The organism is Corynebacterium sp. MSK158 (assembly GCF_030229085.1).
Classification (GTDB): Bacteria; Actinomycetota; Actinomycetes; order Mycobacteriales; family Mycobacteriaceae; genus Corynebacterium.
Genome location: NZ_JASPHJ010000005.1, coordinates 61,471 through 73,714 on the forward strand (window position 1 = coordinate 61,471; position 12,244 = coordinate 73,714).

General features: G+C 59.0%; 10 protein-coding genes and 1 riboswitch. Of the genes, 3 read left to right on the forward strand and 7 right to left on the reverse strand.

Annotated features, from left to right (window positions below; all coding sequences use genetic code 11):
- Positions 1-138: 138 nt before the first annotated feature.
- On the reverse strand, positions 139-2,184 hold the full coding sequence (sucB, locus tag QP915_RS05510; RefSeq protein ID WP_284768490.1) for a 2-oxoglutarate dehydrogenase, E2 component, dihydrolipoamide succinyltransferase: 2,046 nt from the start codon (positions 2,182-2,184) through the stop codon (positions 139-141).
- 125 nt (positions 2,185-2,309) lie between these two features.
- On the opposite strand from sucB, the gene QP915_RS05515 reads away from it, so the two are divergent.
- Positions 2,310-2,720 (forward strand): oxidoreductase, encoded by a 411-nt coding sequence (locus QP915_RS05515; RefSeq protein ID WP_225746692.1) that lies wholly within the window; start codon positions 2,310-2,312, stop codon positions 2,718-2,720.
- Here the strand turns inward: QP915_RS05515 and thiC are convergent.
- The 3 genes from thiC to QP915_RS05530 form a co-directional block, all read right to left on the reverse strand.
- Positions 2,712-4,493, reverse strand: a complete 1,782-nt coding sequence (gene thiC, locus QP915_RS05520; protein ID WP_284768493.1) for a phosphomethylpyrimidine synthase ThiC — start codon at positions 4,491-4,493, stop codon at positions 2,712-2,714. The genes QP915_RS05515 and thiC overlap by 9 nt on opposite strands.
- Positions 4,492-4,602: riboswitch (TPP riboswitch) on the reverse strand. (Overlaps the previous gene by 2 nt.)
- 316 nt (positions 4,603-4,918) lie before the next feature.
- Positions 4,919-5,455, reverse strand: a complete 537-nt coding sequence (locus QP915_RS05525; RefSeq protein ID WP_284768495.1) for an isochorismatase family protein — start codon at positions 5,453-5,455, stop codon at positions 4,919-4,921.
- Between the two features lie 38 nt (positions 5,456-5,493).
- On the reverse strand, positions 5,494-6,981 hold the full coding sequence (locus QP915_RS05530; protein ID WP_284768497.1) for a leucyl aminopeptidase: 1,488 nt from the start codon (positions 6,979-6,981) through the stop codon (positions 5,494-5,496).
- A 104-nt stretch (positions 6,982-7,085) separates the two neighbouring features.
- Between QP915_RS05530 and QP915_RS05535 the strand changes: the two genes are divergently transcribed.
- Entirely contained in the window at positions 7,086-8,183 is a 1,098-nt protein-coding gene (locus QP915_RS05535; RefSeq protein WP_284768500.1) for a branched-chain amino acid aminotransferase, read from the forward strand.
- An 8-nt stretch (positions 8,184-8,191) separates the two neighbouring features.
- Here QP915_RS05535 and QP915_RS05540 read toward each other — a convergent pair whose 3' ends face one another.
- Both QP915_RS05540 and QP915_RS05545 read right to left on the reverse strand, forming a co-directional pair.
- The gene (locus QP915_RS05540; RefSeq protein ID WP_284768501.1) at positions 8,192-8,986 is read right to left on the reverse strand and encodes a nicotinate-nucleotide--dimethylbenzimidazole phosphoribosyltransferase; all 795 of its coding nucleotides are present in this window, start codon (positions 8,984-8,986) and stop codon (positions 8,192-8,194) included.
- An 11-nt stretch (positions 8,987-8,997) separates the two neighbouring features.
- Complete coding sequence (locus QP915_RS05545; protein WP_284768503.1) at positions 8,998-9,690, reverse strand: DUF3043 domain-containing protein; 693 nt, start codon at positions 9,688-9,690, stop codon at positions 8,998-9,000.
- A gap of 141 nt (positions 9,691-9,831) precedes the next feature.
- Here QP915_RS05545 and QP915_RS05550 point away from each other — a divergent pair, with 141 nt between their 5' ends.
- Positions 9,832-10,176 (forward strand): HesB/IscA family protein, encoded by a 345-nt coding sequence (locus tag QP915_RS05550; protein WP_005324455.1) that lies wholly within the window; start codon positions 9,832-9,834, stop codon positions 10,174-10,176.
- Between the two features lie 64 nt (positions 10,177-10,240).
- On the opposite strand, the gene asnB is transcribed toward QP915_RS05550, so the two are convergent.
- Positions 10,241-12,163: an asparagine synthase (glutamine-hydrolyzing) gene (gene asnB / locus QP915_RS05555; protein ID WP_284768505.1), complete on the reverse strand. Its 1,923-nt coding sequence runs from the start codon at positions 12,161-12,163 to the stop codon at positions 10,241-10,243.
- Between the last annotated feature and the right edge of the window lie 81 nt (positions 12,164-12,244).

Genomic DNA, 12,244 nt, shown 5'->3' on the forward strand with positions numbered 1-12,244 from the left:
ACCCTCAACACCTCGAATAAAAGGGGATGGATTAGTCCGGTGATTTTGGATCCATCACCCCCACTTGGCACCCCAGACATAGCTAAAGCCTCTTAGCCCTGCGGTGGGGCTAAGAGGCTTTAAGCGGCGATAGAACCTTTAGACTTCGAGGTCTGCCTGGAAGTCTGCGGTCTGCAGGCGGTCCTTGATGGTGGTGATGAAGCGGCCTGCGTCCGCACCGTCAACTACCTGGTGATCGTAGGTGAATGGCAGGTAGCACATCTGGCGGATGGCGATGGCGTCCTGGCCATTCTCGTTGACAACGACCGGGCGCTTTTCAATAGCTGCGGTGCCCAGGATGCCGGCCTGTGGCGGAACCAAGATCGGGGTATCGAGCATGGCACCCTCGGAACCGATGTTGGTCACGGTGAAGGTAGCACCGGTGAGATCGTTCGGCTTCAGCTTGTTATTGCGGGCCTTATCAGCCAGCTCTGCAATCTGCTGAGCGATCTGCGGCAGAGTCATGTCCTGTGCCTTGTGGATGACCGGGGTGAGCAGGCCCTTCGGGGTGTCAACGGCGATAGCGATGTTGACGTCCGAGTGGTAGGTCATCTCCTTGGTCTCTGGGTTGTAGGACGCATTGACGTTCGGGTGGGAGACCAGAGCCTCGGCGGTAGCCTTCACGATGAATGGCAGGAAGGACAGGTTGGCACCGTGCTTGTCGATGAACGCCTGCTTGTTCTTCTTGCGCATATCCCAGATGGCAGTCATGTCGACTTCCTGGACGTGGGTCAGCTGCGCGGAAATCTGCAGCGCCTCGACCATCTTGGCGGCGGTGATTTCGCGGATGCGGTTGACCTTCTGGGTGGTACCGATGAGCTCCTGCTTGGCCGGATCCACGGACTTGGTGGACCAACGAGCGCGTGGGGAGTTATTGGACTGTGCGCCAGACTTGGCAGGTGCATCGCCCTCACCAGCAGCGGAGAGCACGTCCTGCTTGCGGATGCGGCCGCCCACGCCGGTGCCCTCAACGGTGTTGAGGTCTACGCCGTGCTTTTCAGCCAGCTTGCGTACCAGTGGGGTGACATAAGGAACGTTGTCGCCATTGTTGACCTTGGCAGAGGTGTTCAGGGAGGAATCCTGCTGCGACTCCTTCTTTTCCTCAGCCTTCGGTTCTGGCTTCTTGTCTTCCTTTGCTTCGGCCTTTGGCTCTTCCTTCTTTTCTTCCTGTGGCTCTGGCTTGGCCTCGGAGGAGGATGCGGTGGCGTTTTCGTCGCCGATGCGGGCGATGACTTCGCCGACCTCGATGGTGTCGTCCTCGTCTGCGAGGATTTCTACCAGGGTGCCTGCTACTGGGGAAGGAATTTCGGTGTCGACCTTGTCGGTGGAGACCTCGAGCAGTGGCTCGTCTACCTCGACGGTGTCGCCTACGGACTTCAGCCACTGCGTGATGGTGCCCTCGGTGACGGATTCGCCGAGTTCTGGCATTTCCACGTCGGCTGCGTCACCGGAGCCGCCGTTGGAGGAGTCAGCCTTTGGCTCTTCCTTTTCTTCGGCCTTTGGCTCTTCCTTCTTTTCTTCCTGTGGCTCTGGCTTGGCCTCGGAGGAGGATGCGGTGGCGTTTTCGTCGCCGATGCGGGCGATGACTTCGCCGACCTCGATGGTGTCGTCCTCGTCTGCGAGGATTTCTACCAGGGTGCCTGCTACTGGGGAAGGAATTTCGGTGTCGACCTTGTCGGTGGAGACCTCGAGCAGTGGCTCGTCTACCTCGACGGTGTCGCCTACGGACTTCAGCCACTGCGTGATGGTGCCCTCGGTGACGGATTCGCCGAGTTCTGGCATTTCCACGTCGGCTGCGTCGCCGGAGCCGCCGTTGGAGGAGTCAGCCTTCGGCTCTTCCTTCTTTTCTTCTGCTTCTTCCTCGCCCTTGTCAGCGGAGGAGTCGTTGGATGCGGAGCCTGCCTCATCCTCGTCACCGATGATGGCGATGACCTCGCCGACCTCGATGGTGTCATCCTCGTCAGCCTTAATTTCAATAATGGTGCCGGCTACGGGGGAGGGGATTTCGGTATCGACCTTGTCAGTGGAGACCTCGAGCAATGGTTCGTCGACCTCGACGGTGTCGCCTACGGACTTGAGCCACTGCGTGATGGTGCCTTCGGTTACGGATTCGCCCAGCTCGGGCATCTCAACGGAGTTCGCCATGAGTTATAAGACTCCTCGAAAGTTGGAAGTGTTCTATCGCTACCCGACAATCTTACAGCGTGATGCTCACCCTCGTGCAGATGTGGGGTTAGTAACTACCCTCCTTCCGGGTAAGCTAGGGAATTATGTTCAACCCTTTCCGCCGCAACAAGTCCAGATCGTCACTGCGACCACCCCGCGGACCGGGGGAGACCATCCGCCCGGAAGACGCGCAGGATCTGCAACAATGGGCCGCCGGAAAGGTATATGTAGAGGCCTTTGTGGAACCGGAAACTGTAGTCAATGAGATGTCCGTTGTCGTTGTGGATGAACACGGCGATTTTATCCGGCGCCGTATTGGCGGGCCGAAAGGAATTGATGCGGTGGCCAAACTTTTGAGCTGCGATATTTATGACGTGGAAGAAACCGGCTATCCGCAGCGCATGCGCGATCGCATGGAAAGGCAGCGCATCTTGCGCAAAAGGGAAGAACAAAGGCAACGCCGCGCCCGATTTGAGCGCGGCGAAAATCCCGATACAGGGCGAGAGCTAAGCTAGGTCAGCATCCTCGCGTAAATAAATTTGAGACCCGTTGCGGCGGAATTCGGCGGATTTTTCCTGCATACCTTCCTGTGGTGCTGGGCCGTGGGCTGCCGCACGGACCTGCTCGCCCAGCGTCGGCATGCCGAGCTCGGCCATTTGCCCGCCGAACATCTCGCGGATGTCTTGGCTAATGCGCATGGAGCAGAACTTCGGCCCACACATGGAACAAAAGTGTGCGGTCTTTGCTGGCTCAGCAGGCAACGTTTCATCGTGATAGGCCTGAGCGGTCTCTGGGTCGAGGGAGAGCGCAAATTGGTCATTCCAGCGAAATTCAAAGCGGGCCTTGCTCATGGCATCGTCCCATGCGCGGGCGCCTGGATGTCCCTTGGCAACGTCCGCTGAGTGCGCCGCAATCTTATAAGTAATGACACCAGTTTTTACATCATCGCGGTTGGGCAGTCCCAAGTGCTCCTTCGGCGTGACATAGCACAACATGGCCGTACCACCCATTGCGATATGGGCGGCACCGATGGCGGAAGTGATGTGATCATAGCCAGGGGCGATATCGGTAACTAGAGGGCCCAGGGTATAGAAGGGGGCATCTGAAGCCCAGTCCTGTTCGAGTTCGTTGTTTTCTTGAATCATGTTGAGCGGCACGTGTCCGGGGCCTTCCACCATGACTTGGACGTCATACTCCCAGGCGCGGCGGGTAAGTTCGCCGATAGTCTTTAGCTCTGCAAATTGGGCGGCGTCGTTAGCATCGGCAAGGCTGCCGGGGCGCAGGCCGTCGCCAAGCGAAAATGCAACATCGTATTGAGCGAAAATCTCGCATAGCTCATCGAAGTGCTCGTACAGAAATGACTCTTTGTGGTGAGCAAGGCACCATCCCGCCATGATGGAGCCACCACGGCTGACAATGCCGGTCACGCGATTGCTTGCTAGCGGTACATACGCCAAGAGCACACCGGCGTGAATGGTCATATAGTCCACACCCTGTTCGCATTGCTCGATGACGGTATCGCGGAAGATTTCCCAGGTCAGATCCTCTGCCACGCCATTGACCTTTTCCAATGCTTGGTAAATGGGCACGGTGCCAATGGGAACTGGGGAATTGCGGAGGATCCACTCGCGGGTGGTGTGGATATCGTCACCAGTGGAAAGATCCATCACGGTGTCCGCGCCCCACTGGGTAGCCCAGCGCAGTTTGGACACTTCTTCCTCGATGGAGGAGGTAACCGCGGAGTTACCAATATTGGCGTTGATTTTGGTGAGAAATTTTCGCCCAATGATCATGGGCTCAGACTCGGGGTGGTTGACATTATTAGGGATAATGGCGCGGCCGCGAGCTACCTCAGCGCGAACGAATTCCGGATCGCAGTGCTCACGCAGTGCTACGAATTCCATTTCGCGGGTGATGATTCCTTGGCGGGCGTAATGCATTTGGGTTACGCGGCGCCCGGGCTGAGCCTTTAGCGGCGTGCGCTTAGAGCCTTTCCACTCTTGGGAAGACGCCCCGCGGCGCTGTGCGGCACGTCCATCGTCGGCCAGATCGCGGCCGCGACCGGCGTATTCTTTGGTATCTCCGCGCTCGCTAATCCACTCGCTGCGCAAGGCCGGTAGCCCCACTTCAGGTGCGCATTCTGGCCCACGCGTGCGGTAGACGCGGAAGGGCTCATTGGGGCCTTGCGGGGAATCATCTAGTTGGATTTCGGTCTCTGGAACTTCTAGACCGTCGTGGTGAATGGGGGAATAGGAATGCTTAGGGTGGTTTTCTGGGGCAGCCGTCATGGCAAGCGCTCCTCTCTTCCTTCGTAGGTATTAACCAAACAGGTTCGAACGGTCTATGCGCAGCTTTAGCGCACTCTCAGCCCGTGCTCGGGCACCCGTGGGGACGCAGATCACCCTATAACAATCGTCTCGCGTAGCGCAGGGCTTTCGCCGTTTGGGTGGAGACGCATTTGTCGAGGTGAGGTAGAAGGAGCCTTGGTAGCACAATTCAACAGGAAAATTTCAGGTACTTGACACCCGGATCCAATTTCGATGCCCCATACTTAATTCATGCGTTTGAGAGAGCGCATGCGAGAGAGATAGAGAGAACCCCTCCCGTTTCCAGAGGGCGGCTGCTTTAGCCGATAGATGGAAACACCTTGTAGAGAGGCGCCAGCGGCCCTCGGACCAGATTCGGTTCGAGGGCCGTAGGCGTCTTCATGTGTTTAGCAGATGGTGGCGCCGGCAGCGGCCAATTCCTGCAACGCAGTCTCGCCACGGGCATCATCAACGGGGGAGCAATACTCACGCAGTACGCGGACGGTAAAGCCCTCTTTAAGGGCGTCGGCGGCCGTGGCACGCACGCAGTGATCGGTGGCAATGCCCACGATATCCACGGCGTCTATGTGGCGCTCGCGCAACCAGTCAGCGAGCAAGGTGCCGTTCGCAGCGCCCTCGAATCCGGAATAGGCGGCGGTGTATTCGCCCTTGCGGAAGTAGGCTTGCGCCGGCCCGATGGCCTCATGCATGGCCGCCCCGTGGGAGTCGGCTACGCAGTGCACTGGCCAAGAATCGACAAAATCCGGGTCCTTAGAAAAGTGAGAACCCGGATCGATATGCCAATCCTGCGTGGCTACGACGGTTTCGTAGTCCTGTTGCAGGGTAGCGATTTTTGCAGCGACCTCATTGCCCCGCTCGGTGGCTAAGGCGCCGCCGGGGCAGAAGTCATGTTGTACGTCAACGATGATTAGAGCAGGCTTCATGCTTCTAGGATTCTAAACGCACAAAGCCTGTAGTGGTGCTACTTTAATTCAGCAATCTCGCGCAGGGCGGCAACCACCGTGCGGGTGGGCACGCCGGTGCCCATCTTCGGGGTATATCCATAAGCGCCCGTGGTGTTGAAGGAAGGGCCAGCCACATCGATATGGGCCCATTCGATTCCCTCGCCCACGAAGTGCTGGAGGTAGGTGCCGGCGTATTCCATGCCGCCCTCACGCTTGGCGTTGATATTGCGGATATCGGCGCTGGCGGATTTCACGGATTCTTCGTGTTCTTCCAGGAGTGGCATGGCCCAAGCCTTCTCGCCCACCTCGCGGCCGATCTCGGCCATGCGATCGCGGAATTCTTCCGAGCCCATCACACCGGCGGTGCGCTCACCCAAGGCGACCATCTGGGCGCCGGTCAAGGTAGCGGTTTCGATGAGGTAATCGGGGTTGTCCTCGCTGGCGCGCGCAATGGCGTCGGCAAGCACGAGGCGGCCCTCGGCGTCAGTGTTGAGAACCTCGGAGGTAATGCCGCCGTAGTGGGTGATGACGTCACCCGGGCGGGTGGCATCGCTGCCCGGCATGTTTTCCGCCAGTGGCAGCGTAGCGGTGATGCCCACCTTGAGGTTCAGCTTTGCTGCGGCGATGATGGCTGCGGCCATTGCAGCGGAACCGCCCATGTCAGAAATCATGTCCCACATCTTGGCGCCCGGCTTCAGGGAAATTCCGCCGGTATCAAAGGTAATGCCCTTGCCCACCAAAGCGACGTGTCGCTTGGCTTTCTTTGGCTTCCAGCTCAATCGGACCAAGCGCGGCGGGCGGGCGGATCCGCGGCCGACGGCCATGATGCCACCAAAGCCCTGCTTTTCCAGCGCCTTTTCATCCAAGACCTCTACCTCAAGGCCGGCCTCTGCCGCTTGGGCAGACAGGAACGCGGCGTAGGTTTCTGGGTAGAGCAGGTTGGAAGGGGTATTGACGAGGTCGCGGGCGATGAGGACGGACTCGGCGGTAATCTTGGCGCTGTCGAACTCCTTTTGAGTGGACTTCTCCGCCACCACGGTGTAGGTGGTGGTCTCCGCTGCCGACTCGGAGCGCAGGCCAGAATACTTATAGCCGCCGAGGATAAGGCCTTCTACCACTGGGGTGATTCCAAAATCGCCCAGGGAGGTGGCTACGGCCCCCACCTTGGTGATAGAGCGGGCGGCTTGGCCGGCAGCGCGGCGCAGCGTCTCATCGTCAACTTCTTCCGCATCGCCCAAGCCAACGGCGATGATGGATGCTACGCCCGCCTTGGATGGGGCCGGCACGCGCGTGACCTCACCGGCCTTGCCAGAGGCCCCTACGGCCACCAGTGCTTCATAAGTGGAGCGCAGCGCCGCGCCCCCAAGCAGATCGGTGCCTGGCAGCTCGAGGCCGCCTTCGCCCTCGAAAGCGGCGATAAGTAGAGCTTCCGCCTTCTTAGGAACCTTCTTTCCCAGCTTTACCTGGGGAAAGTGGCCGCGTGCTGGTAGATCGGACTGTGCCATTTGTCTCCTCCTTTGTGGAAAGGCTTATCAATCTTCCCACCACTGTACCGCGCGGCGATGAACTTATTCCTGCCTCGCTATAGATAAAGGGGTAGATTGTGGGCATGCTTGATTACACGATTACTCGTACCGATACCCCCACGTCCGCGGAAGAATTGAGCGACATCCTCGCCAACCCCGGCTTTGGCAAGCACTTTACAGACCACATGGTCACCATTGACTGGACCGAAGAAAAAGGGTGGCACAATGCTCAGGTGCGCCCGTACGGTCCGTTAAGTATGGACCCGGCCAGCAACGTATTCCATTATGGACAGGCGATCTTTGAAGGCATCAAGGCCTACCGCCAGCCGGATGGTTCTATCGCTACTTTCCGGCCGGACCACAATGCGCAGCGCTTTATTAACTCCGCTGAGCGCTTGGCTATGCCGGAGCTTCCGCAGGAGGAGTTTATTGAGTCCCTGCGCCAATTGGTTGAGGTGGATCAGAACTGGGTACCAGAAGCCGGCGGGGAAGCAGCGCTGTACCTGCGCCCGTTTATGATCTCCACCGAGGTCTCCTTGGGTGTTCACCCCGCCAATTCCTACCGCTACGTGCTCATTGCCTCCCCAGCGGGTTCCTACTTCAGCGGCGGAATCAAGCCAGTATCCGTGTGGCTGTCCACTGACTACGTGCGCGCAGCCCCTGGCGGCACCGGCGCGGCCAAGTTTGCGGGCAACTATGCAGGCTCGCTCTTGGCGCAGGCCCAGGCGGATGAAAAGGGGTGTGACCAGGTTGTCTGGTTGGATGCTATTGAGCGCCGCTACATCGAGGAGATGGGCGGAATGAACCTGATGTTTGTGTACGGCTCTGGTGATAGCGCGGAGATTGTTACACCAGAACTATCGGGCTCTTTGCTGCCCGGCATTACCCGCGAATCCCTATTGCAGGTAGCACAGGATGTGGGCTACAAGGTCACCGAGCGCCGCATTACTGCCGAAGAGTGGCAGCGCGATGCCGAATCCGGCGCTATGTCAGAGGCCTTTGCTTGTGGCACTGCCGCGGTTATTACGCCGGTGGGCCACGTGTTGGGAGACTCTGCCGACTTCCAGGTCAATGGCAATGAAGCGGGGGAGATCACCATGGCCCTGCGCGAGCGCCTCACCGGAATCCAGCGCGGCGCAGTGGAGGATACCCACGGTTGGCTCCATACCCTAGTGAAGTAGTCCCACGCTTAGGCGTCCGCGGCGATCTCCACTCCGGTGAGCAGCAGTGGCAGCGCCGCGAGGGCACCGAGCGTAGGTTGTGGCTCCATTCCCAGTTCCAGGAGGGGGTGGAGCCCTAGCTTTTCCAGTGCCAACTTATGCGCAGGGGCAGTGGACAGCGTGGTGGCGAAAAGCCATTCTTTCACGCCGGGGTTATCGCGCTCGGCAAGGAGCGCGGCGGTGGCGGTCAAGGGGGCATCGATAAGCAGGGGCGTACGGCGCTCCGCGGCTCGGGCAATGAACCCCACCGTGGCTGCTAGCACCGTGGACTGGCATGATTCAACTAGCTCCATGCCTTCGAGGTTACGGGCGCGAAACATAGCGTCCCGGATAGCGCAGACCTCACGCTTCCAGCCTTCCACGCTGCGCTGCTTGCCGACGATCACTACCGGCTCCGTCTGCGTCATCGTTGCCATAACCACGGCCGGAACTCGGGCGTGCTCCTCGCCGCCGGGAATCAGTAGGTCAGCCCCGGCATCAATTTCCGCATCCGCTGTTGCGGCTCCAAGGCTGTAGGCTTGGGAATAATCCGTCACGGTGACTACATTCAGCCCGGCCTCGGCGCGACGCGCAGCGGTCTCAGCGGCCGAAAGAGAGGCCTCCTGTTCCGCGAAAATTACGGCGCGTATGCGCTGCGGCTCACGGGCAGGGGCCGCGCCTTGGCAAGCAGCGAGCCATTGAGCGGCGTCGGTCAGGCGCCCCCAAGGGGCGAGCTGTGCGTCCTGTGCGGTATGTGCCTGCTTATCGGGCTGCGGAATGGCCATGAGTAGTCCCCTTAAACGTCAGCGCCGAGCTCCACGCGGGGGCGCGGGATGCGCCACTTGCGCGGCTGGCTGGCGCGAGAATACGCATAAAAACCAAGGCTAAAGCCGGCTTCGGTGGTGCCGGGGAACTTGGCGCGCACGGCATTATTGCAGCGGCGGGCCAAAATGACGCCCTCGATGGCGAAGATAACGAGGATAACCATCGCTACCGCGTTGATGATCGTCGCAATGCTGGGGACCGCGTAGGTCAAGAACATGACCACGATGAGCACCAAGGCCATCGGCATGACCCAGTTGCTCAGGCTGCGGCGGGCATCGACCCAATCGCGCACATAGGCGCGCACTTCACCCTGGTCGCGGGCGGGGAGGAAGCGCGGATCGCCCTCTGCCATGCGGGCCTGCTGCTCGCGGTTGGCCTGCTGGCGCTCTTGGCGCTCCTTCTTCTTATATTCCTTCCACTCGTCCTTGCTCATGGACTTCTTCATGTCCTTGCGGTGCTGGTAGCGCTGCGCATCGGACATGCCATTGGGATCGCGCTTTACGCCGCGCGCAATCTCTTGCTCTGCGCGCTTTGGCGTAGGACGACCCTTTGGTGGGGTATAGCCCTTGCGCTGGGGCTTTTCCTGCACTTCTGCCTGAGCTTTGTCCTGTACAGGGGCGGGCTCAGTGGAGGTCTTGTCATCTTTTTGCCACGGGAGTTTCACGTTCCTCACACTACAAGGTTTAGGTGTGAATAGGGGAATAGGCCCGGCCCAGATGGTGTTGTAGGTATGGGCTACCTTTTCCCACCTGAACTAACCGGGTAGGGTAGTGGCAACGAATCCAATACTTATTGAGGAGAAGTGATGACCGCTCCAGCTTCCGCAACCGGCGTCATTCTGACTGAAGCAGCAGCCGCAAAGGCAAAGGCGCTGCTTGATCAGGAAGGCCGCGACGATCTCTCCCTGCGCATTGCCGTCCAGCCTGGTGGCTGCGCTGGCCTGCGCTACCAGCTCTACTTTGATGACCGCACCTTGGACGGTGACAAGGTTGATCAGGTAGGCGGCGTAAACCTCGTTGTGGACAAGATGTCCGTTCCCTACCTGACCGGTGCCAAGATTGACTTCGCTGACACCATCGAGTCCCAGGGATTCACCATTGATAACCCGAATGCCACCGGCTCTTGCGCTTGTGGCGATTCCTTCAACTAAATAGAAGGACAGAAAAGAGGGTGGGTGCCAGTGGCACCCACCCTCTTTTCTGCGTGGAAGGCTCTTAGAGCTTGACTGGGTAGTCGCGCTGCTCGATCTGCGGATCGATGCGCTTTTCCACAAAGATGCCGTGCCAGATCATAAAGGACAGCACGGTCCACAAGCGGCGGGAGTGATCAGAAACGCCATCGCGGTGCTCCTTGAGCATCTCGAGAACTTCCTTTTTATTAAAGATGTCCTCGGTCTGGGATTCATTGATGGTGTCCTGGGCCCAGCCATAAAGCTCATCGCCGGCCAGCCAGTGGCGCATCGGCACTGGGAAGCCCAGCTTCTTGCGGTGTAGAACATGCGCCGGGACGATCTGCTCCATGGCCTTGCGCAGGGCGTATTTGGTGGTGCCGTGCGAAATCTTCAGGTCATAAGGGATGGATTCGGCAACCTTGAAGACTTCCTTGTCCAAGAATGGCACGCGCAGCTCCAGCGAGTTGGCCATATTGATCTTATCGGCCTTGACCAGGATGTCACCGCGCATCCAAGTGAATAGATCCAAATGCTGCATGCGGGCAACCGGATCAAAGTCCTCGGACTGGGCGTAGATGGGGGCGGTAACCTCGCGGTGGTCCCATTCGCGCTTTGCCCACGGGATAACGCGCTGCATCTGCTCAAAGTTGAAGGAACGAGCATTGCCGTAGTAACGCTCTTCCATCGTCATCGAACCACGGTTGAGCAGGGATTTGCCCTTCATGCCCTCGGGTAGAACCTGGGAGAGCTTGCCCAGTCCGCGGCGCAGTGGGGAAGGGATCTTCTCAAATGGGGCGAGGGATAGTGGTTCCTTGTAGATGGTGTAGCCGCCAAAGAGCTCGTCCGCGCCCTCGCCGGAAAGAACTACCTTGACGTGTTTGCGGGCCTCCTGCGCCACAAAGTACAGCGGCACCAGCGAGGGGTCAGCCACCGGATTGTCCAAGTACCACATGATCTTTGGAATGGACTCGGCATATTCTTCGGGGGAGACAATCTTGACGATGTGCTCCACGCCAATAGCTTCCGCGGACTCTGCCGCGACATCGACCTCAGAATAGCCCTCGCGCTCGAAGCCGGTGGTAAAGGTCAGTAGATCTGGGTTGTGGCGCTTGGCCAGTGTGGCAATAGCGGTGGAGTCAATGCCGCCAGATAGGAAGGAACCCACGGTGACGTCGGCACGCATGTGCTTAGCGACGGAATCTTCCAGCGCCTCTGCAATGCGGTTAAACAGCTGCTGCTCTTCGCCTTGCTTTACCTGCTGCACAGGAAAACGGGGCTTGAAGTACCGCTCGGAGACGACATCTTCGCCCGGGCGAAGAGTGACAGTGCAGCCGGATTCAACGCGGCGAATATTCGCGTGGAGAGATTCTGGCTCCGGGACATACTGCAGGTCCACATAGTGTTCAATGGCGCGTCGGTCAAGGTTGAGTTCTAGACCAATCTCGTCTGCCATTTCAAGGATGCACTTCATCTCGGAAGCGAAGACAGTTCCTGCTGGGGTAGTGGCGTAATACAGCGGCTTGATGCCAAATTGGTCACGGGCAGCAAACATCGTCTTGGTGTGGGTATCCCAGATGACGATGCCAAACATGCCGCGCAGGTGGTTAACTACATCCTTGCCCCAGTGGTGGTAGCCCACCGCAATGGGCTCGCCATCACCCTCGGTGTGGAAGGTGTAGCCGAGACCTGTGAGCTCCTCGCGTAGCTCTACGTAGTTGTAGATTTCACCATTAAAGGTCATGGCGTAGCGGTCAGGCTGGTCCTCCGGGCCCCAGCGGAGGGGCTGATGGGAATGCTCCAAGTCAATAATGGACAGACGATTGAAGCCGAAGGCGGTATCGCCGTCATGCCACGTGCCGGCCGCGTCTGGACCGCGGTGGCGCATGCAGGGCAGGGATCGTTCCAGCGCATCAACGTACTTATCTACGTTGCCTGTGGCGGCGAGCATGCCAAGAAGTCCGCACATGTAAAGATTGCTCCTTATATATAAGCGTCTATTGCTAGTCACCCACTTTACGGCTACATAGCGTGAAACCAGAACACGCCA

Coding starts and splice junctions, on each gene's coding strand:
- sucB (WP_284768490.1), bottom strand. CDS start 2,184: ATGGCGAACTCCGTTGAGATGCCCGAGCTGGGCGAATCCGTAACCGAA.
- QP915_RS05515 (WP_225746692.1), top strand. CDS start 2,310: ATGTTCAACCCTTTCCGCCGCAACAAGTCCAGATCGTCACTGCGACCA.
- thiC (WP_284768493.1), bottom strand. CDS start 4,493: ATGACGGCTGCCCCAGAAAACCACCCTAAGCATTCCTATTCCCCCATT.
- QP915_RS05525 (WP_284768495.1), bottom strand. CDS start 5,455: ATGAAGCCTGCTCTAATCATCGTTGACGTACAACATGACTTCTGCCCC.
- QP915_RS05530 (WP_284768497.1), bottom strand. CDS start 6,981: ATGGCACAGTCCGATCTACCAGCACGCGGCCACTTTCCCCAGGTAAAG.
- QP915_RS05535 (WP_284768500.1), top strand. CDS start 7,086: ATGCTTGATTACACGATTACTCGTACCGATACCCCCACGTCCGCGGAA.
- QP915_RS05540 (WP_284768501.1), bottom strand. CDS start 8,986: ATGGCCATTCCGCAGCCCGATAAGCAGGCACATACCGCACAGGACGCA.
- QP915_RS05550 (WP_005324455.1), top strand. CDS start 9,832: ATGACCGCTCCAGCTTCCGCAACCGGCGTCATTCTGACTGAAGCAGCA.
- asnB (WP_284768505.1), bottom strand. CDS start 12,163: ATGTGCGGACTTCTTGGCATGCTCGCCGCCACAGGCAACGTAGATAAG.